This window comes from Methylobacterium carpenticola, from assembly GCF_042748905.1.
Lineage (GTDB): Bacteria > Pseudomonadota > Alphaproteobacteria > Rhizobiales > Beijerinckiaceae > Methylobacterium > Methylobacterium carpenticola.
In genome coordinates this window covers 5,646,486-5,670,674 of record NZ_JBHZEO010000001.1, presented here as the reverse complement: position 1 = coordinate 5,670,674, position 24,189 = coordinate 5,646,486, and the positions used below count along the sequence as shown (strand labels likewise).

Genomic DNA, 24,189 nt, shown 5'->3' with positions numbered 1-24,189 from the left:
CGTTGAGTGCCGTCGCTCCGGCGGCGGATCAGGCCGCGCGGAGATCCGGGTGACACCGGGTCGGCGGCAGGTGGGAACCGGAAGGACGATGGCGGGATCCTCGAAGAGCGGCTTGGCCGCATCCGGCACCGGGGCGGGCGTGCTTCGGCTGGCGGCGGTGGCCGGCGTGGCGCTCCTCACGGCCAACTGCGCGGGCAAGCCGCCGCCCACCGCCAGCGCGGCGCGGAGCGGGCGGCAGGTCGATCCCAAATACGGCGTGGCGCCGAGCCCGCGCCTCTACGGCGAGAACGACCCGATCCCGAAGGGCGGCGGCCGCGCCATGGTCGGCAAGCCCTACATGGTGGCGGGCCACACCTACGTGCCGCGCGAGAACCCCAAGGGCTATGTCCGCGAGGGTCTGGCCTCGTGGTACGGCACCGCCTTCCACGGGCGCATGACCGCGAATGGCGAGGTGTTCGACCGCTTCTCGGTGGCCGCCGCGCATCCGACCCTGCCGCTGCCGAGCTACGCGCGCGTCACCAACCTCGCCAACGGCCACTCCATGGTGGTGCGCGTCAACGATCGCGGCCCCTATCACGAGGGCCGCCTGATGGACGTGTCCGAGCGGGTGGCCGAGGCCCTGGAATTCCACCGCCGCGGCACCACCAAGGTGCGGGTGGAGTATATCGGCAAGGCCGCGGTGGCGGGCAGCGACGACCGCAAGCTGATGGCGACCCTGCGCACCGACGGGCGGCCCGCCGGCGGCCCCTCCGGCGCCAACCTGATGGTGGCCGATGCCGGCGAGGAGGCGAAGCCCTTCGCCTTCCGGCGGCCCGAGCCCGAACCGGAATCCGTCGCCCCGGTGGTGGAGCGTCCGCGCGTCGTGACGCCGGCCCCCGCGCTGCGTGTCGCCGAGGCGCCGGCCCGTCCGGCCCCGGTCCGGCTCGCCGAGGCCGTGCCGCGCCACGCCGCCGCGCCCAAGCTCGCGGTCGAAGGGCTCAATCCCGCCGTCGCCGCGGCCAAGCCCGGCCTCGGGGCCAAACCGGTCCTGGCAGCGGCGAAGCCCGCCGCCCCGAAGGACCGCAACGCCCTGGCCCAGGCCATGCTGGTGGCGGCCACCACCGCGGCGGCGAAGCCCGCGGGCAAGGCCGGATCGGCGCCCGCGACCCCGCGCCACGGCGCGCCGCTGGCGCTCTCGACGCCGCTCCGGCTCACCGGCTCCCAGCCGGCGCCCGCCAAGCCAGGCGCGGCCCGCAGCCAGACCGCCCGGAGTGACGGCGGAGCGGGTGCGAACCGGACGCATTCCGCCTCCGCGCCTCGCGCGCGCATGGCGGACATGCTCTGACGCGACGCGCGGCGGGGATGACGGGCGCGGGCCTGTCATACGGTTTCCGGATGATCGCTTCGCGATGCGGAAACCGGCCTCGCTCAGGCGCCGCGCGGGCTCGTGATACGGTTTCCGAAAGTGATCGTCCGGAAACCGTATCACCCCCGCCCATGGTCCCTAGAGCTTTGATTCGACGCGCTTCCTTGCGCCGAACCGGGATCCACTTCGGTGGGAAGCGCTCTAGTTCTCCCTCGCGGGCGTTCGGCCGCAATTGCTCCATTCCGGCCGGGACGGCAGAGTGGCCGCCGGTCGGCAAACGGGACGGGATCGCGCATGGCGGGGACGGCAGCACGGGCGGGCAGGGCGGTCGCACGGTTCGCGGTGGGGGTCGCGCTCGCCGCCTGCCTCGCGGCCACGGCGCAGGCGCAGGGCTTCCAGAGCCAGGCCCCGCACGCGATCCTGATCGATGCCGATTCCGGCTCCGTGCTCTACGAGAAGGCCGCCGACGAGCCGTTCTCGCCCGCCAGCATGGCCAAGCTGATGACCGTCGAGGTGATCTTCGACGAGTTGCGCAAGGGCCGCCTGACCCAGGACAGCGAGTTCCCGGTGAGCGAGAACGCCTGGAAGCGCGGCGGCGCGGGCGGCGGCGGCTCCTCCATGTTCGCCCAGCTCAACAGCAAGCTGAAGCTGCCCGACCTGCTGCGCGGTCTGATCGTGCAATCGGGCAACGACGCGGCCATCGCCGCCGCCGAGGCGATCGGCGGCACCGAGGACAATTTCGCCCAGATCATGAACCGCCACGCCCGCGAGATCGGGCTGACGCGCTCCACCTTCCGCAACGCCACCGGCTACTCGGCGCCCGACCAGAAGGTCACGGCCCGCGACATGGCCAAGCTCGCCATCCACCTGATCGAGACCTATCCGGAGGAGTACAAGCTCTTCGCCGAGCGCGAGTTCACCTGGAACAAGATCCGCCAGCAGAACCGCAACCCGCTCCTCACCATGGATGTCGGGGCGGACGGGCTGAAGACCGGCTACCTGGAGGAATCGGGCTACGCCCTGACCGGGTCGGCGGTGCAGAACGGCCAGCGCCTGATCCTGGTGGTGAGCGGCCTCAAGACTGCCCGCGACCGCGCGGCGGAGGCTCGCAAGCTCCTCGATTGGGGCTTCCGCGCCTTCGAGGCCCGGCAGGTCTTCACCGCCGGGGAGACGGTGGCGGAGGCCGACACCTACGGAGGCGAGAAGGGCAAGGTCGCCCTGGTGGCGAAGAAGCCCGTGCGCGTGCTGATGCCGCGCGGCTCCGCCGACCGGCTCACCGCCCGGGTGGTCTATCAGGGCCCGCTGGTGGCGCCGGTGGCGGAGGGACGGGAGGTGGCCCGGCTCAGGATCACCCGCAACGAGCAGCCGGTGCTCGACATGCCCCTCTACACGGCGGAGGCGGTCGGCCCCGGCACCATGAGCCAGCGCGCCCTCGACGCCGCCCTCGAGGTCGGCACCGGCTGGGTGCGCGGCGCCTTCGCCAAGCTGACGAACCGCTCGTGAGCGGGGCGGCGCGGACCGGCGTCTTCATCACCGTCGAGGGAGGGGAGGGCGCGGGGAAGTCGACCCAGATCGCCCGGCTCGCCGAGCACCTGCGCCGGGGCGACCGGGAGGTGGTGATCACCCGCGAGCCCGGTGGCTCGCCCCGGGCGGAGCAGATCCGCACGGCGCTCCTCGCCGGGGTCGCCAAGGATCACGGCCCCTTCGCGGAGGCCCTGCTGTTCTCGGCCGCGCGCCTCGACCATCTCGACACCCTGATCCGCCCCGCGCTCGCCCGCGGCGCCGTGGTGCTCTGCGACCGCTTCGCGGATTCGACCCGGGCCTATCAGGGCGCGGCCGGCGGCATCGACCCGCAGGAGGTCGCGGCCCTGGAGCGGGTGGTGGTCGGGCCGACCCGGCCGGACCTGACCCTGATCCTCGACCTGCCGCCCGAGACCGGGCTCGCCCGGGCGCGCCAGCGGGCCGAGGGCCAGGGGCCGGACCGCTTCGAGGCCGAGACCCTGTCCTTCCACCAGCGCCTGCGGGAGGCGTTCCGCAGCATCGCCGCCGGGGAGCCGGAGCGCTGCGTGCTCATCGACGCCGCCGCCGAGCCGGACGCGGTCACCGCGGCCGTCCGGGCGGCGGTGGAGGGGCGGCTGCCGCAGCTGCGTCGCGGAGGGCAGGGCCATGCCGCCTGAGGTTCCGGTCGAGGACAGCGAGCCGGGCGAGATCCCGGGCCTGACGCGGCCGCGCGCCCAGACCGCCCTCGTCGGCCAGGAGGCGGCCGAGCGGGCGTTCCGCGAGGCGATCGGTGCGGGGCGGCTGCACCACGCGTGGCTCATCGGCGGCCCGCGCGGGATCGGCAAGGCGACGCTCGCCTACCGGGTGGCCCGGCATCTCCTCGCCCACGGGGCCGGGCGAGGCGTGCCCGAGACCCTGGCGGTGCCGGCAAGCCACCCGGTCGCCCGGCAGGTGGCGACGCTCGCGCATCCGAACCTGGTGGTGCTGCGCCGCCAGCGGGCGCCGGGCGCCAAGACGGTGCCGACCCAGATCACCGTGGAGGCGGCGCGCCGGGCGCTCCATCTCTTCGCCGAGACCGCGGCGGATGCGGGTTACCGCATCTGCGTGGTCGATTGCGCGGAGGAGCTGAACCTCGCGAGCGCCAACGCGCTCCTCAAGCTCATCGAGGAACCGCCGCCGCGCTCGCTGTTCCTCATCGTGAGCCACGCGCCGGGCCGGCTGCTCCCCACCATCCGCTCCCGCTGCCGACGCCTCGCCCTGCGCCCGCTCGGCGACGAGGCGGTGGTGCGGGTGCTCCAGGGCCTCGGCGAGCCCTTCTCGGCCCATCCGCCCGAGGTGCTGGCCCGGGCCGCCGCCCTGAGCGAGGGCTCGGTGTCGCGGGCGCTGGGCCTGCTCGATCCCGCGACCCTCGCCCTGGTGGACGAGGTCGAGGCGCTGCTCACCGTCCCGGACTGGCGCCGGGTGCTGGCGCTGGCCGAGCGCCTGAACTCCCGGGACGCCGACGCGCTCTACGAGACCACCCTCGACACGGTGCAGCGCCACCTCGCCGCCGAGATCGGCCGGCGCCTCGCCGAGCCGCCGGCGCGCCTCGCGGCGCTCGCCGATGCGAGCGAGCGCATCGCCCGCGCGGCCCGCGAGGCGGCGATCTACAACCTCGACCGCCGCCCGGTGATCCTGTCGCTGTTCGAGGAGGTGGCGGCGGCGCGGTAGGGGTCGGGCTTCCGCGCTTACCGGACGGCGTCGAGCTTGTCGGCCATGGACTGCTCCTTGTCCCGTCGCGACCCGAACACCATCGTGTAGAAGACGCGCTCGACGCCGAGTTCGGCGAGCCGCGCCTCGCATTGCTCGATGAGCCGGCAGACGTCGCCGAGTTCGCCCTCGATGTTGGTGCCGTTCGCGTGCATCTCCGCGTGGAGCGGGCTCGCGTCGATGACCGCCTTGATCTCCTTCACGTAGGGGGAGACGGAGGGTCCGACGCCCATGGGCACGATGCACAAATCCGCGATGACCTTCATCCGTCTCCTCCCTGCGGGCTTGTCCCCGGCGGCCGGCGCGCCTCCCGGCCGCTCCGGCCCGGGCCGGATCCGGCGGGCCAGCCGAGGAGATGCGCCCCGGCCTGTCAAGGCCCGCTCCGGGGAGCGAGCGGGGGGAACTGCGCGCGGGGGTGTCCACCTCTCCGGGAATTTGCGCTAAGGCTTGCGGAACACCGGGCGCTTGCGCCCTCGCGATCCTCGAACCTTTCCCGGGAACTCCACGCGTGGCGGGCGAACGCTTCACCATCACCACGGCGATCTCGTATCCGAACGGGGTGCCGCATATCGGCCACGCCTACGAGGTGATCGCCGCCGACGCCATCGCGCGCTTCAAGCGCATCGACGGCTACGACGTGTTCTTCACCACCGGCACGGACGAGCACGGGCTGAAGATCCAGCAGACCGCCGCCAAGGCCGGCGTCTCCCCGCGCGCCTTCGTGGACGGGATGGCGCCGCGCTTCCGCGCCATGGCCGAGACGCTGAACTGCTCCTTCGACCGCTTCATCCGCACCACCGATCCGGACCACGTCGCCTCCGCCCAGGCGCTCTGGCGGCGCATGGAGGCGAACGGCGACATCTACCTGTCGAAGTATTCCGGCTGGTACTCGGTCCGCGACGAGGCCTATTACGACGAGTCCGAGCTGGTGCTCGGCCCCGACGGCGTGCGCCGCGCCGAGAAGACCGGCACGCCCGTGGAGTGGGTGGAGGAGGAGAGCTACTTCTTCCGCCTCTCGGCCTATGCGGACCGCCTGCTCGCCCACTACGCCGGGAATCCCGGCTTCATCGAGCCGGAGACCCGCCGCAACGAGGTGGTGAGCTTCGTGCGCTCGGGGCTGCAGGACCTCTCGGTGAGCCGCACCACCTTCGACTGGGGCATCCCGGTGCCGGGGGCGGACGGTCACGTGATGTATGTCTGGGTCGACGCGCTCACCAACTACATCACCTCGTGCGGCTTCCCGGACGAGGGCGATCCGCGCTGGCTGTCCTGGCCGGCCGACCTGCACGTGATCGGCAAGGACATCATCCGCTTCCACGCGGTCTACTGGCCGGCCTTCCTGATGTCGGCCGGGGTGCCGCTGCCCAAGCGCGTGTTCGGGCACGGCTTCCTGCTCAGCCGCGGCGAGAAGATGTCGAAGTCCCTCGGCAACGTGGTGGACCCGATCGAGCTCGCGGGCGTCTACGGGGTCGATCCGCTGCGCTACTTCGTGCTGCGCGAGGTGCCCTTCGGCCAGGACGGCAACTACTCGCACGAGGCGATCGTCAACCGCACCAACGCGGACCTCGCCAACGACCTCGGCAACCTCGCCCAGCGCTCGCTGACCATGATCGCGCGCAATTGCGGCGGCGCGGTGCCGGAGCCGGGCGCCCTGAGCGAGGCCGACCGGGCGATGCTCGCCGCCGCCGACGCGCTGCCGGCCGCCACCCGGGCCGCGATGACGGATTACGCCCTGCACCACGCCCTCGCGGAGATCTGGTCCGTGGTGGCGGAGGCCAACCGCTACTTCGCGGCCCAGGAGCCCTGGACGCTGCGCAAGACCGATCCGGCCCGGATGGCGAGCGTGCTCTACGTCACCGCCGAGACCCTGCGGGCCATCGGCATCCTGGTGCAGCCCTTCGTGCCGGCCGCCGCCGCCAAGCTCCTCGACCTCCTGGCCGTTCCCGAGGCGGCGCGGGGGCTCGCCGCGGTCGGGGAGGGGGCGCGGCTCGCCCCCGGCACGGCGCTGCCGGCGCCGAGCCCGATCTTCCCGCGCTTCGTCGAGCCGGAGGCCTGAGGCGGCATGCTGGTCGACAGCCACTGCCACCTCGACTACCCGGGCCTCGCCGAGCGGATCCCGGAGCTGCTGGAGCGCGCCCGCGCGGCGGGCGTGACCCGCATGGTCACGATCTCGACTCTCCTGCGCAAGGCCGCGGTCTACCGTGCCATCGCCGAGGCGCATCCGGAGGTCTCCTTCACGGTCGGGACGCATCCGCATCAGGCGGGCGAGGAGCCGGATGTCCCGGCCGCCGACATCGTGGCGCTCTCGCACCATCCGCGCTGCGTCGGGATCGGCGAGGCGGGGCTCGACCACCACTACGACAACGCTCCCCGGGACGTGCAGGAGCGGGTCTTCCGCACCCACATCGCGGCGGCGCGCGAGAGCGGCCTGCCCCTCGTCATCCACGCCCGCGAGGCGGATGCGGATGTCGAGCGGATCCTCACCGAGGAGATGGCGCGCGGAGCCTTCCGGGCGGTGCTGCACTGCTTCACGGCCGGGCGGCGCCTCGCGGAGGTGGGGGTGGAACTCGGCCTGTTCGTTTCCTTCTCGGGGATCGTGACCTTCCGCCGCTCGGAGGAGCTGCGGGCGATCGCGGCGGCGCTGCCGCGGGAGCGCCTCCTCGTCGAGACCGACGCGCCCTTCCTGGCGCCCGAGCCCCATCGCGGCCGTCCGAACGAGCCGTCCTACGTCGCCGAGACCGCCCGGGTGCTCGCCCGGACCCTCGACATGACGCCCGACGCCTTCGCGCGGCTCACCACCGCCAACTTCCACCGGCTGTTCGACAAGGCCGCGCGGGCCGACGCCGCGCCCATCGACACGGCCTCGTGAGGTCTGCCCCATGCCCGCGCTCACGCTCCGCATCCTCGGCTGCGGCTCCTCCGGGGGCGTGCCGCGCGTCGGCTCCGGCTGGGGCGCCTGCGATCCCGCCGAGCCGAAGAACCGCCGCCGCCGCTGCTCCCTCCTGGTCGAGCGCCGCGGCGCGGCGGCGGAGGCGACGACGGTGCTGATCGACACCTCGCCGGATCTGCGCGAGCAACTCCTCGACGCGGGCGTGATGCGCCTCGACGCGGTGCTGTTCACCCACGCCCATGCCGACCACACCCACGGCATCGACGACGTGCGCCCGCTGGTGATCCACATGCGGCGGCGCATCCCGGTCCATGCCGACGCGGCCACGCAGGCGCTGCTCCGGCTGCGCTTCGGCTACTGCTTCGAGACCGCGCCGGGCAGCCAGTACCCGCCGATCCTCGACCTGCACGACCTGCCGGACGCGCTCCCGGTCACCCTCCAGGGTCCGGGCGGCCCGGTCACCGCCACCTCGTTCCGGATGGAGCACGGCAACGAGGAGGCGTTGGGCTTCCGCTTCGCGGATGCGGCCTACGCGCCCGACGTCAGCACCATGCCGGAGGCCGCCAAGGCGCATCTGCGAGGCCTCGATCTCCTCATCATCGACGCCCTGCGGGACACCCCGCACCCGACGCATTACTCCGTCTCGGACGCGCTCGCGCTGATCGAGGAGGTGCGGCCGCGCCGGGCCATCCTCACCAACCTGCACACGGACCTCGACTACGCGGCGCTGCGCCGCCGGCTGCCGGAGGGCGTGGTGCCAGCCTATGACGGGCTGACCGTCTCGGTCGACGGCTGACAGAAGACGCAGAGCCAGACCGTCGGGCCCTCCGGGCTCGTCCATTCGACCCGGTGCCGGCACCGGGCCGGCAGGAGGAGATGATGGCCGGGCCCGAGCACCCGCGGCTCGGCCTCGCCCTCGATCCACAGGCCCGCCGCGCCCGCGAGCAGCAGCACCCACTCGTCCTCCGGCTGGTCGTACCAGAAGCCCGGCGGGCTCGCCTGGCCGGTCGAGACGATGCGCTCGACGCGCAGGCCCGGCCGCGCCAGGATCGCGGTGACGACCTCGTCCGCAGTGCCGGGCGGCGCGCAATCGGCGAAGAGGTCGGCGGTCGGGGCGGGCATGGCGGGGGCGTGGCTCCGGGGCGGCGCAGTCAGCGACAGCCGGCCCGGCGCGGCACGCCCGTGGCGAACTCGCCGCGCGCGATCTCGGCCTCGATCAGGTCTGCCTCCTCCTCGGGAGTCAGCTGGTAAAGCGGCTCGCCGTCACCTGCGAGCCGGAGCAGAACGCGGGCGAACTCGTCCTGCTGGTCGGGGGGAGCGCGCGAACGCGCTCGACAGCTTGTTCCAGCAGCTCGGTCATGTCCCCATTATGCATGTCATACGGTTTCCGGATGATCGCTTCGCGATGCGGAAACCGGCCTCGCTCAGGCGCCGCGCGGGCTCGTGATACGGTTTCCGAAAGTGATCTTCCGGAAACCGTATCATTCTTGCACGAAGAAGCGAATTCGGATCAGCGGCATCGGCGACCAGCGCCGGTTCTGTTCCATAATCTTCCTTATGCGAATCGGGGCTGTGGGCGCAAAGTTGGCGCAAAGTTGGAATGTCCCACCTGCGGGCGAGCCGCCATGCTCGCCCGCCTCCCCGCGCCTCAGGGCTTGATCGGCGTCGTCAGGACCGTCTCGGCCGTATCGACCACGAAGACCGCGAGGAGACGCGCGGGCGCGGTCTCGCTCGCATTCGCGCTCACGCCGTGGCGGTCGCCCGGCTGCTCCGTGAAGGTCTCGCCCGCCCGGTAGGTCCGCTCCGGCCCGTCGTTGACTTGGCTGCGGATCGCCCCTTCGAGCACCGTCGCGCTGATGAAGGCGCTCGGCGCATGGGTATGGGCCGGCGAGAAGCCGCCCGGCCCGTACGCGACCATCACGCCCCGCAGGCTCTTGCCCGGGACGTTCGGCAGCGCGTGGTCGAACACCACCGTCACCGTCGCGGCCCGGCCGGGCGCGTCGTGGGCGGCGGCGGGCCCGCTCAGGAGCAGGCCCAGGGCAACGGCTCGCGCAAGGTTCTCGATCATGCTGGTTCTCTCCGGTGAGGGCCGCGGATGGATCTCAGGATCGGCGGTCGAGCCAATCGACGAAGCGGGCCGGTCCGAGATGCGCGGGCGCGTCGGGCAGCATGACGAGGACGGCCCGCCGGATGTGACATGGGGATGTTCAAGGCCCGGCGGTTTCGTCCTCCGGCCCGCCGATCTCCTCGTGGAACCCGGCGAGGAAGTGCGCCATGCGGGCGTGGCGGGCGCGCGCCATCCGCCGGCCCGCCGCGGTCTGGAAGCCGTCCGCGAGCCGGAGCAGCTTGGTGGCGAAGTGATCGAGGGCGAAGCGCCCATCGTCGAGCGGCCGCCCCCGCGCCGCCGGATCAGCGGCCTCGTAGAGCGCGGCTCCCGTGCGGCCGGCGGTGTAGAAGCAGCGGGCGATGCCGAGGGCGCCGATGGCGTCGAGCCGGTCGGCATCCTGAAGGATCTTCGCCTCGATCGTCTCCGGCGGGATGCCGGCCGAGAAGCTGTGGGCCTCGATGGCGTGGCGCACCGCCGCCCGGCGCGCCTCCGGCCAGCCCAGCCGGGCGAGGAGATCGTCCGCCCGCGCGGCGGCGAGGCGCGAGGCGCGCGGGCGCAGCGGCGAGGTCTTCTCCACGGCGACGCCGTCGTGCAGGAGGCAGGCCGCGGCCAGGATCTCGGGATCGCCGCCCTCCTCCGCCCGGATGGCCCGGGCATTGCGCCAGACCCTGTGCAGATGGGCGCGGTCGTGGGATCCGTCGCCCCCGTCCGGGAGGTGCCGGAGCAGGTCCGCCGCGAGGTCCTCGAACGGCGCGAAGGCGGCGGGCGGGCGCACGGCCCTCATCCGGTGTCCCCGTCACCCTGGCCCGTCACCGCCGGTCGCGCCCCGGCGACCGAGCGCGGCCCGCAGCTCCGCGAGGGCGCGCGCCACGTCGTCCTCCGAGACCCAGACATGGGGGCTGAGGCGCAGCCCGCCGAGCCGGGCGCTGACGAAGACGTGCCGCTCCCGGAGCCGGCCGACGAGGTCCCCGGGCAGGTCGCCGGGGACGCGCAGGCCCAGGATATGGGCCGACCGCAGCGGCCGCGGCGCGACGGCGAGGCCGAGTTCGGTCGCGCCCTCCGCCAGGAGGTCGGTGAGGCCGCGCAGGCGCGCCGCGACCGCCGCCGTTCCCCAGCCGGCGAGGAGTTCCATCCCGGTGGCGGCCATGGGCAGGGCGATGGGATCGTTCCGCTCGCCCCGGTCGTAGCGCCGCGCCCCCGCGGCGGGCGGGCGGTTGCCCTCGTTCTCCTCCAGCGGCTCGCCCGCCTGCCGGTGGGGCGCCGCGTACAGGAAGGCGAGGCTGTAGGGGCCGAGCGCCCATTTGTAGGTCGGGAAGGCCAGGAAGTCGGGCCGGAGCGCGGCGACGTCGATCGGCATCGCGCCCGCCGCCTGGGTGGCGTCCACCACCAGCGCGGCGCCCGCGGAGCGGATCGCGGGCGCGAGGCGATCGAGGTCGATCACGGTCCCGTCCGCCCAGTGCAGGGGCGTCAGCGCGGCGATGCCGAGGGGCGGCGCGCCCGGGGGGGCGATGGCGGCGAGCAGCGCTCGCGTCCAGTCGCCGTCCGCGGGACGCGGCACGATGTCGAGGACGAGCCCGCGCTCCGCCGCCAGCCGGTCCCAGGCGTAGCACTGGGAGGGAAACTCGTCGGCGATGCGCAGGATGCGGTGGCCCGGCGGCGGCGCGAGGTTGCGGGCCGCGGTGGCGATGGCGTGACTGATCGAGCCGACGATCGCGACGTCGTCCGGGCGGGCGCCGATCAGGGCGGCAGCCGCCGAGCGGGCCCGCTCCGCCCAGGCCGCGGCCTCGCTGCGGGGATGCGACCAGGGCCGGCTCTTCACGAGCATGCCGGCCTCGCCGGCCGCGCGAACCGCCCGCGGGACGCAGGCCCAGGCGGCGGCATCCAGGTAGCTGACGGAATCGGGCACCTCGAAGAGGTGGCGCTGGCAGGCGAGCGGCTCGGTCTTGCGCATGGGGCCGAGCTTAGCGCATTGTCCGACGAAGTGGATCCCGGTTCGTCGCAGACAATGCGGCACAATCAGAGACCTGGAGCAGCGCCCGATGGCAACGTGATCGGGCGCTGTTCTCGCGCAGGAGGATGCCCCCGCGGGAGGCTCTTTCCGCCGGCCGCCGTGACCCTCGAGGAGATCCGTGTCGACTACCGAGACGCGGTCTTGTTCGCTGCCCGCTTCCCCAAAGTCCTCTAACTTGCAGGGCGACGGCGATCGCCACCCTGCCCGTCCCGGAACGGAACGGAACGGAAGCGATCGACCGGCTGGAGCCAGCGCATGTCCCCCCACGCCCCTCAGCAAGCCGCACCGGATCTCCCGCTTCGGCACGGCGTCCCGGAGCGGGACGAGCCGCCTCCCGCCGCGGAGCCCGCGCCCGAGATCGTGCAGGTGATCCCGGAATTCAGCCTGCACGGCGGGGCCGAGACGGTGTCGTGGGAACTCGCGCACAACTTCGCGCGGGCGGGCGTGCCGAACCGGGTCATCGCGAACCGGGTCGGCGGCCCGGTGGCGCCCGGCGTGACCGTCGAGCCGGCGGCGGCCTGGCTCTCGCGCATTCCGACGCGGGGGCTGCTGCGCTATCTCGGCCGGCTCCTCGTGGTGCCGGCCTTCACCCTGGCGGCGAGCGCGCGGCTGCGGCGCCACGCCGCCGCGGTCGTGATCAGCCACGGCGACAGCCTCGCGGGCGACGTCCTCGTCGTGCACGCGGTGAACGCCCAGAACCTGGAGGAGAAGCGCCGCGGAGGCGAGTGGCGCTGGCGCCTCAACCCCCTGCACCTGTTCGTCGCCCTGCGCGACCGCCGGATGATCGGCGGCCTGCGCTACGCCCGCTACGTCGCCGTGTCCCGGCGCGTCGCCACCGAGTTGCAGGCGCATTACGGCGTGCCGGCCGGGCGGATCGAGGTGATCCCGAACGGGATCGATCTCGGGCGCTTCAGCGCCTCCGCGGAGGCCGGCCGGGCGATCCGGGCCGAGTTCGGCATCCCGGCCGAGGCGAAGGTGCTGCTCTTCGTCGGCCACGAATTCGGCCGCAAGGGCCTCGCCCATCTCGTCGGCGCACTCCCGCTGCTCGGCCCCGAATACCGGATCCTGGTGGTCGGCTCCGACAATCCCGGCCCCTATCGCGACCTCGCGGGGGCGCGGGCCCGGGACGTGATCTTCGCCGGCTCCCGCTCCGACGTGCCGGCCTTCTACGCGGCGGCGGACGCGCTGGTGCACCCGTCGAGCTACGAGACCTTCTCGCTCGTCTGCATGGAGGCGATGGCGGCCGGGATCCTGGTCTTCGCGACTGGCGTCGGCGGCATCGAGGATTACCTCGTCGAGGGCCTGAACGGGCATTTCGTGAGGCCGCAGGCCACCCACGTGGCGGCCGTGATCGGGCGGGCCCTGTCCGTTCCGGAGCGCGTCGCCGCCCTGCGGGCCGGCGCCCGCGCCACGGCCGAGCGCTACGCCTGGGGCTCCATCAGCCAGCGCTACCTCGACCTCGCCCGCCGCATCGCGGCCGAGAAGGCCCTGCGCCGCGCGGGACCCGACCGCTAAGCATCATGCCGCCGGCCGAAGCAGCCGGTGCCGAAGCGGTCCCCGGTTCGGCGGTGCCCATGATGCGAAACCAGGGACCTCGGCGGAATGGCCCGATTCAGGTCTGCTTCGGAGCGCGCCGGGTTCAGGCGTCCTGCTTGTCCCGGGCGGGCATCTCGACGGGGCCCACCTGCGCCACGCGCAGACCCGCCGCCATGGCCTGCAGCCGGGTCTGCGGATCCTCCGGCTGGATCACGCCGGCCGACATCACGAGCTTGGCCGCGTCGTCGACGCTGATCGGCACCTCGATCACCTCGGAGCGCGGCAGGTAGAAGAAGAAGCCGGTGGTCGGGTTCGGGGCGCAGGGCAGGAACACGCCGACGTATTCGCCGTTCGGCGGCAGCGCCGCCTGCACGTCCGGCCCGGCCGGTGCCGACAGGAACACCACCGACCACGTGCCCTTCACGGGGAATTCCACCAGGCCGACGGTGCGGAAGGAGGTGCCGCTCGTGGAGAACAGCGTCTCGAAGACCTGCCGCAGGCCCCGGTAGAGACCCGAGATCACCGGCGTGCGGGCGAGCAGCACCTCGCCGAACTCCACCACCGAGCGCCCGACGAGATTCGCCGTGAAGGCGCCGAGCAGGGTGAGCGCCACGAAGGCGATCAGCAGGCCGAGCCCCGGGATGTTGAAAGGCAGGTAATGGTCCGGCAGGTAGGTCGTCGGCACCCACGGCTTGACCCAGCCGTCGATCAGGCTGATGCACCACCACGTGATGTAGATGGTGATGGCCAGAGGCCCGGCGACGATGACGCCGGTGAAGAAGTAGTTGCGCAGGCGGCCGCGGATGCTGACCCGCTTGCGCGCGCCGGAGTCGGGCTCGTGGATCAACGGCGACGGATCCTGCACGCTCTCGCCCTCACCAGCGCAGGCGCCCCCTGCCCGCGCACAGGTAGCGGTTTGCTGCGCCGCGCTCAAGGCAGCGGCCGATGAGCGGCGCGCATTCCGCGGCCTCCGCCGTCCGGGCTCTCGTCGCGGCGGCCCTCGCCGATCCCGCCACGACCTGGAGCCTCGGCGCCTACGGGGCCGCCATCGCGATCGCGCGGGACGAAACCGGATCGGCCGAGCCCCTGCTGGGCCGGCTCGGTTTCACGACCGCGACGGGCGCTCTCGCCTTCGGGGACGTGTCGGGCCTCCGCCCGGTTGCCTACGAGACCGCGCTCGGCGGCGCGGCCTGGAGCCACGCGGTCGCGCTCTGCGTCGCGGCGGAGGGCGGGGACGTCCCGCCCGACCGGGTGACGGAGATCGGCCCGGATGCCGGCGCCGTCCGCCCCCGCGACCGCACGGGGATCCTGTTCGATCTCGGCCTCGGCTCCGGTCCCGGCCCCGCGCGCCTGTGCCTGCGCGGCGCCGATCCGGCGAGCCTCGCGGCCCTGCGGGCGGCCCGCGGCCTGTCCCTCCGCGACGACGAGGCGCGCCTCGCCGGCCTTCTCGCCCTCCCCTGCGACCGGGTGGTGCTGGCGGCGGGCCACCGCGCCGAGGCCGCGCCCGGCTCCACGGGCGCGCGCCTCCAGATCCTGCCGAAGCTCCTGCGCCTGCGGCGCGGTCACGCGGCCACGGCTCCGATCCCGCAGGGCCTCGTGCCGGTCGTGATGCTTCAGCCCCCGCATCCCGGTGCCGGGGGCCGGTTCGACCCCGCCCGCCACGCGGCCTTCCAGGCGCTGCTGGAGACCTGGGGCGATCCGGACCTCGTGGCGCTCAAGCGCCGCGTCCTGGCGGGCGCGGATCCCGGGCCGCTGGACAGCCGGGCCGCCCGCGCAGTAGCGCGCGTCGCCCGGGCGCAGGCCGGCCTAGAGCCTCGCCCGATCCCGTGGCGACCGGGCGAGGCTCTAGGTCTTTGATCGTGACCCATTTTCTACGACGAACCGGGACCCGCTTCGTCGGGACATGCTCCAGCCGGTGCGGATCCCGGCCAAAAGAAAGGCCGCCCTTGCGGGGCGGCCGAAGTCTAGGGAGGAAACGCCCAAAGAGGGCTGCAGGACCACGACGCCATCGCGTCCTGCGGGAGAGAACCTAATCCGAAACCCGCCGGGCCCATGTGCGAGAGCGCACACGGACGAGTCGGGCCTCAGCGCGCCGGTTGGCAGGTCTCGCAATAGAAGGTCGAGCGGCCCGACTGCACCATGCGTCGCACCACCCCGCGGCAGCCCCGGGCGGTGCAGGCGAGCCCCTCCCGGTCGTAGACCCGGAACCTGTGCTGGAACGCGCCCCTGGTCCCGTCCGTGTGGGCGTAGTCGCGCAGGGTCGAGCCCCCCGCCGCCACCGCCTCGGTGAGCACGTCGCGGATCACCTCGGCCAGGCGCTTGGCCGCGCGGGTCGGGCGGCCGGCCGCATCCGCGAGGGCGCCGGCCGGCGTCTCGGGATGCAGGCCCGCCCGGTGCAGGGCCTCGCAGACGTAGATGTTGCCGAGTCCCGCGATCAGGCGCTGATCGAGAAGCGCCGCCTTGAGCGGCGTGCGCCGCCCCCGGAAGAGCCGCGCCACGGTCTCGCCCGAGAGTTCGTTGCCGAGGGGCTCGATGCCCATGCCGGCGAAGTGGCGGCAGGTGGCGAGATCGGCGGCCGGCACGAGGTCCATGAAGCCGAAGCGGCGCACGTCGTTGTAGGTGACCCGCGCCCCGTTCGAGAACGCGAAGCGGACGTGGTCGTGCTTGGACTGGCCCTGCGCGCCCTCGAGGTAGAACTCGCCGGGCGAGAGCTGGCGCCCGTCCGCCAGCACCACGTCGAAGCGCCCGCTCATGCCCAGATGCATGATCAGCGCCTCCCCCGAGGAGAGATCCGCCACGAGGTACTTGGCGCGTCGCGACAGCGCCTCGACCCGCTGCCCGGCGAGGCGCGCGGCGAAGCGCTCGGGGAGCGGGAAGCGCAGGGACGGGCGGGCGAGGTGGATGTCGGTGAAGCGGGCACCGACGAGGGCGGGTTCGAGGCCCCGGCGCACGGTCTCGACTTCGGGCAGTTCGGGCATGGGACTCCGACGGGCGGCGGGGCGGCTGCGCGAAGAACCGCACCCGGAAGGCTTGTCCGCAGATGGTGATTCCGCCGCTCACCCGCTATGGAGGCCACCGCAGGAGGGACCGATGGCCGCCGACGAGACCAGCACCGATTTCGGCTTCTCACGCGTACCCCTCGACGAGAAGCAGGGGCGCGTCAACGCGGTCTTCCGCTCGGTCGCCCGGCGCTACGACCTGATGAACGACCTGATGTCGGGGGGCCTGCATCGGGCCTGGAAGAGCGCGCTGATCTCGACCCTGCGGCCCTCGCGCACGCGGCCGTTCCGGCATCTCGACGTGGCGGGCGGCACCGGCGACATCGCCTTCCGGACGCTGGCGGCGGGCGGGCCGGACACCCACGTCACCGTGCTCGACATCAACGACGCCATGCTCATGGTGGGGCGCGAGCGGGCGGGCGACCGCTTCCCGGGACGCATCGACTTCGTGGCCGGCAACGCCGAGGCGCTGCCCCTGCCCGACACCACCTTCGACGCCTACACCATCGCCTTCGGCATCCGGAACGTGCCGCGCATCGACCGGGCGCTGGCGGAGGCCTACCGGGTGCTGCAGCCCGGCGGGCGCTTCCTGTGCCTCGAATTCTCCCATGTCGACGTGCCGGGCCTCGACCGGATCTACGACCTCTACTCGTTCCGGGTGATCCCGCGCCTCGGCGAATTGGTGGCGGGCGACAAGGAATCCTACCGCTACCTCGTCGAATCGATCCGCCGCTTCCCGACGCCCGGAGCCTTCTCCGGCATGATCGAGGAGGCGGGCTTCGCCCGGGTCACGCACCGGCCGCTCTCCGGCGGCATCTGCGCCATCCATTCCGGCTGGAAGATCGCGTGACGGCCCCCGTCCCGCAGGGAGGCCGCCGGCCTTGCTGAGCGCGGTCATCCACCTCCTGCGCGGCATCGAGGTCGGCTGGGTGCTGGCGCGCGAGGGCGCGCTCGCCTTCGTCGACGCCGCCGCCCTGCCCCCGCACCTGCGCGCCTTCCTGCGGCTCGGCCGCCGGCTGGAGCGCCGCGGCCTCGGCAACGCCGCCCGGCTGCCCAAGGCGCTCACCCGGCTCGGGCCCTCCTACGTCAAGGTCGGCCAGTTCCTGGCGACGCGGCCCGACATCGTCGGCGTGGCGGCGGCCCGCGACCTGGAGCAGTTGCAGGACCGGGTGCCGCCCTTCCCGCAGGCGGTGGCGGTCGCGAGCATCGAGGAGACGCTGGGGCGGCCGATCGGCGAGCTCTTCCTGTCCTTCAGCCCGCCCATCGCGGCGGCCTCCATCGCGCAGGTGCATCAGGCGCGCCTGCGCGACGCCACCGGCGCCGAGCGCATGGTCGCCGTGAAGGTGATGCGGCCGGGCGTGCGCGAGCGCTTCGCCCGCGACATCCAGGCCATGCGCTTCATGGCCCGCTTCGTGGAGGCCCTGCGCCCCGAGGCCGAGCGGCTGCGCCCGCGCGAGGTGGTGGAAACGCTCGCCCGCTCCGTCGCCATGGAGATGGACCTGCGGCTGGAGGCCGCCGCCCTCTCGGAATTCGCCGAGAACATCAAGGACGACACCGATTTCCGGGTGCCCGCCCCGGTCTGGGAACTCACCGGCCGCGACGTGCTGGTGAGCGAGTGGATCGACGGCTTCCGCCTCAACGACCGGCCCGCCATCGTGGCGGCGGGCCACGACGTGGCGGCGCTCGGGCGCACGGTGATCCAGTCCTTCCTGCGCCACGCCATCCGGGACGGCTTCTTCCACGCCGACATGCATCCCGGGAACCTGTTCGTGGATCCGTCGGGGCGGCTCGCCGCGGTGGATTTCGGCATCATGGGGCGGCTCGGGATCAAGGAGCGCCGCTTCCTCGCAGAGATCCTGCTCGGCTTCATCCTGCGCGACTACCGGCGCGTGGCGGAGGTGCATTTCGAGGCGGGCTACGTGCCCTCCCACCATTCCGTCGACGATTTCGCCCAGGCGATCCGCGCCATCGGCGAGCCGATCCACCAGCGCCGGGCCGACGAGATCTCGATGGCCAAGGTGCTCACCCTGCTCTTCGACGTCACCGCGCTCTTCGACATGAGCACCCGCACCGAGCTGGTGATGCTCCAGAAGACCATGGTGGTGGTGGAAGGCGTCGCCCGCTCCCTCGATCCGCGCCTCGACATGTGGAGCACCGCCGAGCCGGTGGTGCGCACGTGGCTCGCGCGCAATCTCGGGCCGATCGGCCGGGTGGAGCAGGCGGGCCGCGCGGCGCTGACGCTCGCCGACGTGATCACCGACGCGCCGGACCTGGCGCAGCGCGTCAAGCGCATCCTGGTCCGCCTCGACGAGTCGGCCCCGCGCGAGGGCGCCCGTCTCGACCGGCGGCTTCGGGCCGAGACGCGGCGGGCCATCTGGTCTACGCTGGGGCTCTGGGCCATCGCGGGCGCGGTTCTGTTGCTCGCCCTGCGCTGAGCACCAGGACCAACGATAACGCCCCAACGATACGCCCGGGAGACACGCCTGATGCCTTCACGCCACCGGCGGACGCACGCCCTCGTCCGCGGCCTTCTCGCGTCCGTTGCCGCCCTCGCGCTTGCCGGGACCGCCGCGGCGGCCGAGCCCCAGCTCAGCGACGGCAAGGTCAAGATCGCCGTGCTCACCGACATGTCGAGCGTCTATGCCGATTCCACCGGCCGCGGCTCGGCCATCGCCGCCGAGATGGCGGTGAAGGATTTCGGCGGGACGCTCCAGGGCAAGCCGATCGAGGTCGTCTCCGCCGACCACCAGAACAAGCCCGACATCGGCTCCAACATCGCCCGGCAATGGTACGACCGCGAGGGCGTCGACGTGATCCTCGACGTGCCGACCTCCTCGGTGGCGCTCGCCGTCCAGCAGATCGCCAAGGAGAAGGGCAAGATGCTGATCGTGTCGGGCGGCGGCACCTCGGACCTCACCGGGCCCGCCTGCTCGCCCACCGGCCTGCACTGGACCTACGACACCTACGCGCTCTCGCACGTCTCGGGGAACGCCGCGGTCAAGAAGGGGCTCGACACCTGGGCCTTCGTCACGGCCGATTACGCCTTCGGCCACGCGCTGGAGCGCGACGGCGCCGCGGAGGTGAAGCGCTCGGGCGGCAAGGTGCTCTCGACCGTGCGGGCGCCCTTCGCGACCGCCGATTTCTCCTCGTTCCTCCTCCAGGCGCAGGGGTCGGGCGCCAAGCTCATCGCCTTCGCCAATGCGGGCGGCGACACCGTCAACGCCATCAAGCAGGCGCACGAATTCGGCATCGTGCAGGGCGGCCAGACGCTGCTCGCGCTGCTCATCAACATCGACGACGTGCACAGCCTCGGGATCGAGGTGGCCCAGGGGCTGCTCCTCACCACCGCCTTCTACTGGGACCGGGACGACGCCACCCGGGCCTTCGCCCAGCGCTTCAAGGCGGCCTACGGGCTGATGCCGACCATGCACCAGGCGGGCGTCTACTCGGCGGTGGGGCATTACCTGAAGGCCGTGCAGGCCGCCGGCACCGACGATGCCCTGACGGTCGTCGCCAAGATGCGCGAGATGCCGGTGGACGACATGTTCGCCAAGGGCGGCAAGGTGCGCGCGGACGGCCGCATGGTGCACGACATGTACCTGATGCAGGTGAAGACCCCCAAGGAATCGAAGAGCGAGTGGGACCTCTACAAGCTCATCGCCACGGTACCGGGCGACGAGGCCTTCCGCCCCCTCTCCGAGGGCAACTGCCCGCTGGTGAAGGCGGCGAACTGAAGGGACGCCGCCACATGGCGGCGCGGCCGGCGAGCGGACCCGGATGATCCGACGGAACGGTTCGATCGTCCGATCCGGTTTCCGGACAGTTGCTTCCGGAAACCGGATCATGAGCCGGCGCGGCGCGGAGCCTTGCTCCGCGCACACCTGGGCAAGCCGAGATCCGCATGGCTCGGCGACGACCTCGGCCATCGCCGAGCCGTCGATCGGAAATCGGATGACTGCCGACGCCGCGCCCGGTGCATTATACCGGAGCCGTCCGGGCCTTCCCCTTGCCCCCTCCCGCACGGGAGAGGGGTGTCCCGCGCCGCATCCGGATCCGGCGCGCTCGCCGAGACACCCATGACCCTTCCCCTGGCGAACCGCAGGGTGCTGCTCGTGATCGGGGGCGGCATCGCGGCCTACAAGGCCCTCGACCTGATCCGGCGGCTGCGCGAGCGCGGCGCGGCGGTGCGCTGCGTGCTGACCAAGGGCGCGCAGGGCTTCGTGACGCCGCTGGCCGCCGCCGCCCTCTCGGGCGAACGGGCCCATACCGACCTGTTCGACCGCGACGACGAGGCCGATATCGGCCACATCAAGCTCGCGCGGAACGCCGACGCGGTGGTGGTGGCCCCCGCCACCGCCAACCTGATGGCGCGGATGGCCGGCGGCCACGCGGACGACCTCGCCTCCACGGTGCTGCTCGCCACCACGCTGCCGATCCTGATCGCCCCGGCCATGAACGTGCGGATGTGGCTGCACCCGGCGACCCAGCGCAACCTCGCCACCCTGCGCGCCGACGGCGTCGCGGTGGTCGGCCCCAACGCGGGGGCGATGGCGGAGGCCGAGACCGGGCCCGGCCGCATGGCCGAGCCGCACGAGATCGCCGACGCCCTGGCGGCGCTGCTGGAGCGGGACCGCGGCACGGGCCCGCTGGCGCAAGGCCCGCTCGCGGGCCGGCACGTCCTCGTCACCTCGGGGCCGACCCACGAGCCCATCGACCCGGTGCGCTACATCGCCAACCGCTCCTCGGGCAAGCAGGGTCACGCCATCGCGCAGGCCGCCGCGGAGGCCGGCGCCCGGGTGACGCTGGTCTCCGGCCCGGTCGCCCTCCCCGACCCGCCCGGCGTGAGCGTGGTGCGGGTCGAGACCGCGCGCGCCATGCTCGCCGCCGTCGAGGCGGCGCTCCCCGCCGAGATCGCGGTCTTCGCCGCCGCCGTCGCCGACTGGCGCCCCGCCGCCGCGACCGACGAGAAGATCAAGAAGGGACCGGACGGCCCGCCCGGCATCGCCCTCGTCGAGAACCCCGACATCCTGGCGACGGTGTCGCGGATGGCCGGGAACCGCCCGCCCCTGGTGGTCGGCTTCGCGGCCGAGACCCACAACGTGGTCGCGCACGCCCGCGCCAAGATCGCCCGCAAGGGCTGCGACCTCATCGTCGCCAACGACGTCTCGGCGGCCACCGGGGTGATGGGCGGCGACCGCAACACCGTGCTGCTGATCGGCCGCGACGGCGCGGTCGAGACGTGGCCCACCCTCGGCAAGGAGGAGGTCGCCCGGCGCCTCGTCGCGCGGCTGGCCGAGATCGCGGCGCCCGCGACGGATGTCGGAGGATGATGCATTATAGCGCAGGAACCGATGCTTGGAGCCGGCGCTTGCGGCATTAGATTTCCGGATTCATGCCGACCGGAGGTGTCATGCCCGTCATCCTCGTCGTGGCGCTCGTCTGCGCCTCCACCCTCGCCGCCAAGGACTGCACCCGCGAGACCGCGCAGGACGTGATCACGGCCCCGGCGCATTCGCCCCAGGAATGCCTGCTGATGGGACCGACGATGGTGGCGGGCGCCGGCCGCAGCGAGGACCGCAGCACCTACGTGAAGACCCTCTGCGAACGCCGGCACTGACGCTGCGGGTTCGCCGGCGATCCGGGTGACGCTACTCCGCCGCGAACAGCCCCGTCAGCTCGGCCGGGGCGGCCTTCGGGTCGCCGGGGCCGGTCTCGCAGCCGAGGCTCGGGATCGCCACGATGCGGTTGCCGCGGAAATCCGTGCGGCAGACGACGGCGCCCCGGCTCTCCACGAAGGCGAGCAGCCGCCGCGCCCGGCCGGGCGAGCGCGAGCCGATGGCCCGGGCGAGCGCATCGTCGGACGGGCACGGGGCGCCGCTGCGGGCCGCGCGGGCGATGAGCAGGAACAGTCCCTGCACCTCCTCCGGCAGGGTGGCGCAGGCGTCGAGCACCGCGTCGGCCTCGCCCTCCTCCGCGGCTCCCGCATCGAGCCCCGCCCGCGCCACCGCGAGCCGGCGCCGGAAGGCCGGCAGGTCGAGGGGCTCGCCGACCCGGCGCATCCGGCAGCGCACGAGGAAATCCTGGTAGAGCACCGCGATCGTGTGATGGCCCGCGTCGGGATCGGCCGCGATCTCGTGCAGGATCGCGGCGAGGGCCGCCTCGCGCTCCTCCCGGGTGAGGGCCGGCACCTCCTCGGGCTCCGGCTGCACCGGGCGGGCCTGCGCCAATTGCTGGAGCAGGTCGGCCGGCGATGAGCGCGGCGGCGGGACCGGGCGGGGGCTCGGCATCCGCACGGGCTCGCCGGCGGCGGGCGTCAGGATCAGGTCGCGCAGGTCCTCGGCGGCGGGGGCGGGCAGCGGCACGAGCTTGGGGCTCGTCGAGCGCGGCGCGGTCTCGACCGCACCGATGCGCAGGGTGAGCGGGCGCTTGGCCAGCGCCGGCCCGAGGGCCACGAAGGAGCCGCGTTCCAGATCGCGGAAGCTCTCGGCCTGACGGCGCTCCAGGCCGAGGAGATCGGCGGCGCGGGCCATGTCGATGTCGAGGAAGGTGCGGCCCATCAGGAAGTTCGAGGCTTCCGCGGCCACGTTCTTGGCGAGCTTGGCGAGGCGCTGGGTGGCGATGACCCCGGCGAGCCCGCGCTTGCGGCCCCGGCACATCAGGTTGGTCATGGCGCCGAGCGACGCCTTGCGGGCCTCGTCCGAGACCTCGCCGGCAGCCGCGGGAGCGAAGAGCTGCGCCTCGTCCACCACCACGAGGACCGGGTACCAATGGTCGCGCTCGGCATCGAACAGGCCGCCGAGGAAGGCGGCGGCGGCGCGCATCTGCGCCTCGACGTCCAGGCTCTCCAGGGTCAGCACCACCGAGACCCGGTGGGCGCGCACCCGCGCGGCGATGCGCTGCAGGTCCGCTTCCCCGTGCGAGCCGTCCACCACCACGTGGCCGTAGCGGTCGGCCAGGGTGACGAAGTCGCCCTCGGGGTCGATCACCACCTGCTGCACGTGAGGGGCGCTCTGCTCCAGGAGGCGCCGCAGCAGGTGCGACTTGCCCGAACCCGAATTGCCCTGGACGAGGAGGCGGGTGGCGAGGAGTTCCTCCAGATCGAGGGAGGCAGGCTGGTTCCCGGCCGCCGCTCCCATCTCCACGCTGATCGTCATCACGGCTCCGCGGTCACCCGAACCCGATCTCTAACACGGGCCGGGCGGAGGCGATCCGCGGGGACGGGCGGGGTCCACAGGACTCCGCGCCGGAGCCGGTGTCAGAACGCCGCGAGCGCCCGCGAGGCCGGTTGCAGCCGCGCCAGCATGCGCTGCCGCCAGCCCTCGACGGGATCGTCGGCGTCGAGGAGCGGGAGCGCGCTGACGCCCCGCGCCCACAGGAAGGCGCCCATCACCGCGAAATCCGCGTAGAGCGGCTCCGCGCCCCCGAGGAAGGGCTGCTGGCGCAGGGTGGCGCGGACGGGCGAGAGGGTGCGCCGCAGGCTCCGCAGCTGCGCCTCCCGGTCGGGGCAGACCGCCTCCAGCGCCTTGCCGAAGCGGGTCTCGCGGGAGCGCCGGAAATAGTCCCGGTCCTGCGGCGCCAGGATCGCGTGGATCTCCGCGAGGAGGAGCGGCGCCAAGGCCGGATGCAGCACGCCGTCCGTCCAGTGGACGAGGACGCGCGTGAGGGCCCGGGCCGCGGGACCGCCGAACAGGCTCGGGCGGTCCGGATAGGCCTCCTCCAGATGGGCGGCGATCAGCGAGGATTCGGCGACGGCCCGCCCGCCATCCACCAGCACCGGCACCGTCTCGCTGCCCGCGAAGGCGATGGCATCCTTCTCGGTGAAGCGCCAGGGCCGGCCCTCGAAGGCGAGGCCCTTGTGCTCCAGGGCGAGGCGGATGCGCCAGCAGAAGGGCGAGAAGCGCCGCTCGGGATCGGCGCCCGCGAGTTCGTACAGGGTGATCGTCACGGGCGCCCCTCCTGTCATGCGGTTTCCGATTGATTGCTCGGCGATTGCCAAGGCAATCGCCGAGCAATGCGGAAATCGGCTTCGCTCAGGCGTGCGCGGAGCCGTGC

General features: G+C 73.2%; 23 protein-coding genes. 14 read left to right on the top strand and 9 right to left on the bottom strand.

From position 1 onward, the window contains the following. Positions 1-88 precede the first annotated feature (88 nt). The 4 genes from ACE101_RS26245 (at position 89) to ACE101_RS26230 (ending at position 4,555) form a co-directional block, all read left to right on the top strand. Positions 89-1,324 carry a septal ring lytic transglycosylase RlpA family protein gene (locus ACE101_RS26245; protein WP_379136048.1) on the top strand — a complete coding sequence of 412 codons (1,236 nt, stop codon included), beginning with the start codon at positions 89-91 and terminating at the stop codon, positions 1,322-1,324. Between the two features lie 315 nt (positions 1,325-1,639). Then, positions 1,640-2,848 (top strand): D-alanyl-D-alanine carboxypeptidase family protein, encoded by a 1,209-nt coding sequence (locus tag ACE101_RS26240; protein WP_379136046.1) that lies wholly within the window; start codon positions 1,640-1,642, stop codon positions 2,846-2,848. After that, on the top strand, positions 2,845-3,522 hold the full coding sequence (tmk, locus tag ACE101_RS26235; protein WP_379136044.1) for a dTMP kinase: 678 nt from the start codon (positions 2,845-2,847) through the stop codon (positions 3,520-3,522). Before ACE101_RS26240 ends, tmk begins: the two co-directional genes overlap by 4 nt. After that, positions 3,512-4,555: a DNA polymerase III subunit delta' gene (locus ACE101_RS26230; protein ID WP_379136042.1), complete on the top strand. Its 1,044-nt coding sequence runs from the start codon at positions 3,512-3,514 to the stop codon at positions 4,553-4,555. Before tmk ends, ACE101_RS26230 begins: the two co-directional genes overlap by 11 nt. Before the next feature lie 17 nt (positions 4,556-4,572). On the opposite strand, the gene ACE101_RS26225 is transcribed toward ACE101_RS26230, so the two are convergent. Beyond that, complete coding sequence (locus ACE101_RS26225; protein ID WP_379136040.1) at positions 4,573-4,860, bottom strand: MTH1187 family thiamine-binding protein; 288 nt, start codon at positions 4,858-4,860, stop codon at positions 4,573-4,575. A 242-nt stretch (positions 4,861-5,102) separates the two neighbouring features. Here ACE101_RS26225 and metG point away from each other — a divergent pair, with 242 nt between their 5' ends. The 3 genes from metG to ACE101_RS26210 are packed head-to-tail and all read left to right on the top strand — an operon-like array spanning position 5,103 to position 8,280. Then, positions 5,103-6,650, top strand: coding sequence for a methionine--tRNA ligase (gene metG / locus ACE101_RS26220; protein ID WP_379136037.1), 1,548 nt, complete (start codon positions 5,103-5,105; stop codon positions 6,648-6,650). A 6-nt stretch (positions 6,651-6,656) separates the two neighbouring features. Further along, positions 6,657-7,463, top strand: a complete 807-nt coding sequence (locus ACE101_RS26215; RefSeq protein WP_379136034.1) for a TatD family hydrolase — start codon at positions 6,657-6,659, stop codon at positions 7,461-7,463. Positions 7,464-7,473: 10 nt separating this feature from the next. Next, a complete protein-coding gene (locus ACE101_RS26210; protein ID WP_379136031.1) occupies positions 7,474-8,280 on the top strand; it encodes an MBL fold metallo-hydrolase in 807 nt (268 codons plus the stop codon). On the opposite strand, the gene ACE101_RS26205 is transcribed toward ACE101_RS26210, so the two are convergent. From ACE101_RS26205 to ACE101_RS26190, 4 genes are all read right to left on the bottom strand, one after another. Continuing rightward, positions 8,247-8,606, bottom strand: a complete 360-nt coding sequence (locus ACE101_RS26205) for a cupin domain-containing protein (RefSeq protein ID WP_379136029.1) — start codon at positions 8,604-8,606, stop codon at positions 8,247-8,249. The genes ACE101_RS26210 and ACE101_RS26205 overlap by 34 nt on opposite strands. A 526-nt stretch (positions 8,607-9,132) precedes the next feature. Then, the gene (locus tag ACE101_RS26200; protein ID WP_379136026.1) at positions 9,133-9,552 is read right to left on the bottom strand and encodes a cupin domain-containing protein; all 420 of its coding nucleotides are present in this window, start codon (positions 9,550-9,552) and stop codon (positions 9,133-9,135) included. A 139-nt stretch (positions 9,553-9,691) separates the two neighbouring features. Continuing rightward, positions 9,692-10,375, bottom strand: a complete 684-nt coding sequence (locus ACE101_RS26195; protein ID WP_379136023.1) for an HD domain-containing protein — start codon at positions 10,373-10,375, stop codon at positions 9,692-9,694. Between the two features lie 12 nt (positions 10,376-10,387). Continuing rightward, positions 10,388-11,542 (bottom strand): aminotransferase class V-fold PLP-dependent enzyme, encoded by a 1,155-nt coding sequence (locus tag ACE101_RS26190; RefSeq protein ID WP_379136020.1) that lies wholly within the window; start codon positions 11,540-11,542, stop codon positions 10,388-10,390. Positions 11,543-11,857: 315 nt separating this feature from the next. Between ACE101_RS26190 and ACE101_RS26185 the strand changes: the two genes are divergently transcribed. Next, the gene (locus tag ACE101_RS26185) at positions 11,858-13,117 is read left to right on the top strand and encodes a glycosyltransferase family 4 protein (protein WP_379136018.1); all 1,260 of its coding nucleotides are present in this window, start codon (positions 11,858-11,860) and stop codon (positions 13,115-13,117) included. Between the two features lie 124 nt (positions 13,118-13,241). On the opposite strand, the gene ACE101_RS26180 is transcribed toward ACE101_RS26185, so the two are convergent. Then, positions 13,242-13,985 (bottom strand): DUF502 domain-containing protein, encoded by a 744-nt coding sequence (locus ACE101_RS26180; RefSeq protein WP_379136015.1) that lies wholly within the window; start codon positions 13,983-13,985, stop codon positions 13,242-13,244. Between the two features lie 98 nt (positions 13,986-14,083). On the opposite strand from ACE101_RS26180, the gene ACE101_RS26175 reads away from it, so the two are divergent. After that, positions 14,084-14,995, top strand: coding sequence for a DUF6925 family protein (locus tag ACE101_RS26175; RefSeq protein WP_379136013.1), 912 nt, complete (start codon positions 14,084-14,086; stop codon positions 14,993-14,995). Positions 14,996-15,222: 227 nt separating this feature from the next. Here the strand turns inward: ACE101_RS26175 and mutM are convergent, their stop codons facing one another. Further along, positions 15,223-16,116 (bottom strand): bifunctional DNA-formamidopyrimidine glycosylase/DNA-(apurinic or apyrimidinic site) lyase, encoded by an 894-nt coding sequence (gene mutM, locus ACE101_RS26170; protein ID WP_379136010.1) that lies wholly within the window; start codon positions 16,114-16,116, stop codon positions 15,223-15,225. A 112-nt stretch (positions 16,117-16,228) separates the two neighbouring features. Here mutM and ubiE point away from each other — a divergent pair, with 112 nt between their 5' ends. The 5 genes from ubiE (at position 16,229) to ACE101_RS26145 (ending at position 21,754) form a co-directional block, all read left to right on the top strand. Further along, positions 16,229-16,987 (top strand): bifunctional demethylmenaquinone methyltransferase/2-methoxy-6-polyprenyl-1,4-benzoquinol methylase UbiE, encoded by a 759-nt coding sequence (ubiE, locus tag ACE101_RS26165; protein WP_379136008.1) that lies wholly within the window; start codon positions 16,229-16,231, stop codon positions 16,985-16,987. 31 nt (positions 16,988-17,018) lie between these two features. Beyond that, positions 17,019-18,572 carry a 2-polyprenylphenol 6-hydroxylase gene (gene ubiB, locus ACE101_RS26160; protein ID WP_379136005.1) on the top strand — a complete coding sequence of 518 codons (1,554 nt, stop codon included), beginning with the start codon at positions 17,019-17,021 and terminating at the stop codon, positions 18,570-18,572. Between the two features lie 51 nt (positions 18,573-18,623). Continuing rightward, positions 18,624-19,871: an ABC transporter substrate-binding protein gene (locus tag ACE101_RS26155; protein ID WP_379136002.1), complete on the top strand. Its 1,248-nt coding sequence runs from the start codon at positions 18,624-18,626 to the stop codon at positions 19,869-19,871. 342 nt (positions 19,872-20,213) lie between these two features. Continuing rightward, on the top strand, positions 20,214-21,467 hold the full coding sequence (coaBC, locus tag ACE101_RS26150) for a bifunctional phosphopantothenoylcysteine decarboxylase/phosphopantothenate--cysteine ligase CoaBC (RefSeq protein ID WP_379135999.1): 1,254 nt from the start codon (positions 20,214-20,216) through the stop codon (positions 21,465-21,467). An 80-nt stretch (positions 21,468-21,547) separates the two neighbouring features. Continuing rightward, positions 21,548-21,754, top strand: a complete 207-nt coding sequence (locus ACE101_RS26145) for a hypothetical protein (protein ID WP_379135996.1) — start codon at positions 21,548-21,550, stop codon at positions 21,752-21,754. Positions 21,755-21,785: 31 nt separating this feature from the next. On the opposite strand, the gene ACE101_RS26140 is transcribed toward ACE101_RS26145, so the two are convergent. Together ACE101_RS26140 and ACE101_RS26135 are read right to left on the bottom strand one after the other, a co-directional pair. Next, positions 21,786-23,291, bottom strand: coding sequence for a helicase HerA domain-containing protein (locus tag ACE101_RS26140; RefSeq protein WP_379135993.1), 1,506 nt, complete (start codon positions 23,289-23,291; stop codon positions 21,786-21,788). A 101-nt stretch (positions 23,292-23,392) separates the two neighbouring features. Continuing rightward, positions 23,393-24,100 (bottom strand): glutathione S-transferase family protein, encoded by a 708-nt coding sequence (locus tag ACE101_RS26135; protein WP_379135990.1) that lies wholly within the window; start codon positions 24,098-24,100, stop codon positions 23,393-23,395. Between the last annotated feature and the right edge of the window lie 89 nt (positions 24,101-24,189).

What these genes read in the sequence shown, in the direction of transcription:
- ACE101_RS26245 (WP_379136048.1), top strand. Translation starts at nt 89, where the DNA reads ATGGCGGGATCCTCGAAGAGCGGCTTGGCCGCATCCGGCACCGGGGCG.
- ACE101_RS26240 (WP_379136046.1), top strand. Translation starts at nt 1,640, where the DNA reads ATGGCGGGGACGGCAGCACGGGCGGGCAGGGCGGTCGCACGGTTCGCG.
- ACE101_RS26230 (WP_379136042.1), top strand. Translation starts at nt 3,512, where the DNA reads ATGCCGCCTGAGGTTCCGGTCGAGGACAGCGAGCCGGGCGAGATCCCG.
- ACE101_RS26225 (WP_379136040.1), bottom strand. Translation starts at nt 4,860, where the DNA reads ATGAAGGTCATCGCGGATTTGTGCATCGTGCCCATGGGCGTCGGACCC.
- ACE101_RS26215 (WP_379136034.1), top strand. Translation starts at nt 6,657, where the DNA reads ATGCTGGTCGACAGCCACTGCCACCTCGACTACCCGGGCCTCGCCGAG.
- ACE101_RS26210 (WP_379136031.1), top strand. Translation starts at nt 7,474, where the DNA reads ATGCCCGCGCTCACGCTCCGCATCCTCGGCTGCGGCTCCTCCGGGGGC.
- ACE101_RS26205 (WP_379136029.1), bottom strand. Translation starts at nt 8,606, where the DNA reads ATGCCCGCCCCGACCGCCGACCTCTTCGCCGATTGCGCGCCGCCCGGC.
- ACE101_RS26200 (WP_379136026.1), bottom strand. Translation starts at nt 9,552, where the DNA reads ATGATCGAGAACCTTGCGCGAGCCGTTGCCCTGGGCCTGCTCCTGAGC.
- ACE101_RS26195 (WP_379136023.1), bottom strand. Translation starts at nt 10,375, where the DNA reads ATGAGGGCCGTGCGCCCGCCCGCCGCCTTCGCGCCGTTCGAGGACCTC.
- ACE101_RS26190 (WP_379136020.1), bottom strand. Translation starts at nt 11,542, where the DNA reads ATGCGCAAGACCGAGCCGCTCGCCTGCCAGCGCCACCTCTTCGAGGTG.
- ACE101_RS26185 (WP_379136018.1), top strand. Translation starts at nt 11,858, where the DNA reads ATGTCCCCCCACGCCCCTCAGCAAGCCGCACCGGATCTCCCGCTTCGG.
- ACE101_RS26175 (WP_379136013.1), top strand. Translation starts at nt 14,084, where the DNA reads ATGAGCGGCGCGCATTCCGCGGCCTCCGCCGTCCGGGCTCTCGTCGCG.
- mutM (WP_379136010.1), bottom strand. Translation starts at nt 16,116, where the DNA reads ATGCCCGAACTGCCCGAAGTCGAGACCGTGCGCCGGGGCCTCGAACCC.
- ubiE (WP_379136008.1), top strand. Translation starts at nt 16,229, where the DNA reads ATGGCCGCCGACGAGACCAGCACCGATTTCGGCTTCTCACGCGTACCC.
- ACE101_RS26155 (WP_379136002.1), top strand. Translation starts at nt 18,624, where the DNA reads ATGCCTTCACGCCACCGGCGGACGCACGCCCTCGTCCGCGGCCTTCTC.
- coaBC (WP_379135999.1), top strand. Translation starts at nt 20,214, where the DNA reads ATGACCCTTCCCCTGGCGAACCGCAGGGTGCTGCTCGTGATCGGGGGC.
- ACE101_RS26145 (WP_379135996.1), top strand. Translation starts at nt 21,548, where the DNA reads ATGCCCGTCATCCTCGTCGTGGCGCTCGTCTGCGCCTCCACCCTCGCC.
- ACE101_RS26140 (WP_379135993.1), bottom strand. Translation starts at nt 23,291, where the DNA reads ATGACGATCAGCGTGGAGATGGGAGCGGCGGCCGGGAACCAGCCTGCC.
- ACE101_RS26135 (WP_379135990.1), bottom strand. Translation starts at nt 24,100, where the DNA reads ATGACAGGAGGGGCGCCCGTGACGATCACCCTGTACGAACTCGCGGGC.